The following is a 1,417-nucleotide window of genomic DNA, read 5'->3' as shown; positions in this document are numbered from 1 at the left end:
ACCGGGCAACCCGGCTAAATAACGCGCGAGAACTGCTGCAAACGCGCTTTTTGGCGCAGATATGCATCGAAGCACATGCAAATATTACGAATCAGCAGACGCCCCTTCGGCGTAACCTGAATCCCCTCCTCATCCACATCCACCAGCCCATCTTTCGCCAGCGGCGCCAGCAGTTTCAGGTCTTCGGCAAAATAGTCAGCGAAGTTCAGATCCCATTGCTGTTCCACGGCGGCATAGTCGAGGCGGAAATTGCAGATCAGGAGCTTAATAACATCCCGACGAATGCAGTCGTCGCGGGTCAGGGCAATTCCGCGCCACAGCGCATTCCCCTGCTCGTCTACCTGCTGGTAATAGTGCTTCAACTCTTTCTGATTCTGCGCGTAGTTGTCGCCAATCATACTGATGGCCGATACGCCCATCCCCAGCAGATCGGTGTCCCCCTGGGTGGTATAACCCTGGAAATTGCGATGCAAAACGCCCTCGCGTTGAGCAATGGCCAGTTCGTCATCCGGGCGGGCAAAGTGATCCATGCCAATGAACTGATAGCCAGTTTCGGTCAGTGAAGAGATGGTCTCCTGCAGGATATCCAGCTTCTGCTGCGCGCTGGGCAGGTCGGCATCTTTAATCTTGCGCTGGGCAGCAAACAGCGTCGGCAGGTGCGCGTAGTTAAAGACGCTCAGACGGTCTGGATTCAGCTCAGCCACGCGTTTCAGGGTAAAGGCGAAGCTCTCTGGCGTCTGTTTTGGCAGGCCATAAATCAGATCGATATTCGTTGAGGTAAAGCCAATCTCCCGCGCATGATTCAGCAGCGCAAAGATAAACTCCTCATCCTGCTCACGGTTCACCAGGCGCTGGACTTCTTTGTTGAAGTCCTGCACTCCCATGCTCAAACGGTTAAAACCTTCAGCGCGTAAATGATCAAGGACATCCAGCTCGATTTCACGCGGATCCACTTCGATCGAGATTTCGGCATCGTCGTTAAAGTTGAAATTACCACGCAGCAGTGACATCAAACGGCTGATTTGCGCTTTATTCAGATACGTTGGCGTGCCGCCGCCCCAGTGCAGCTGGCTGACATGGCGTCCGGCGAACAGCGGTGCGCGATGGATAATTTCTTGTTCCAGGGCATCGAGATATTGATCTGCTTTATGCTGCTGGCGAGTCACAATCTTGTTGCAGCCACAGAAGTAGCACAGTTTGTGGCAGAACGGGATGTGAACGTACAGCGAGAGCGGACGCTCAGGATAACGCGCCACGGCCTTTAGAAATGCTTCTGTGCCGTAGTCTTCAGAAAACTCCAGCGCGGTCGGGTACGAGGTATATCGTGGCCCGGAATAGTTATATTTCTGGATCAGGGCCAGGTCCCAGTCTATTAACTGCTCTGACATGCTCACTCCTTCCGATGGCGTCTCTGGCG

The 1,417-nt window shown here is 53.8% G+C and carries 1 protein-coding gene; it reads right to left on the bottom strand.

Features of this window, described 5'->3' with window-relative positions:
* Positions 1-14: 14 nt before the first annotated feature.
* Positions 15-1,388, bottom strand: coding sequence for an oxygen-independent coproporphyrinogen III oxidase (gene hemN / locus FDW87_RS09630; RefSeq protein ID WP_103848137.1), 1,374 nt, complete (start codon positions 1,386-1,388; stop codon positions 15-17).
* Positions 1,389-1,417: the final 29 nt, after the last annotated feature.

This window comes from Citrobacter sp. wls826, assembly GCF_005281245.1.
Classification (GTDB): domain Bacteria; phylum Pseudomonadota; class Gammaproteobacteria; order Enterobacterales; family Enterobacteriaceae; genus Citrobacter; species Citrobacter braakii.
The sequence above is the reverse complement of the archived record's forward strand: the minus strand, read 5'-3'. Positions and strand labels throughout refer to the sequence as shown.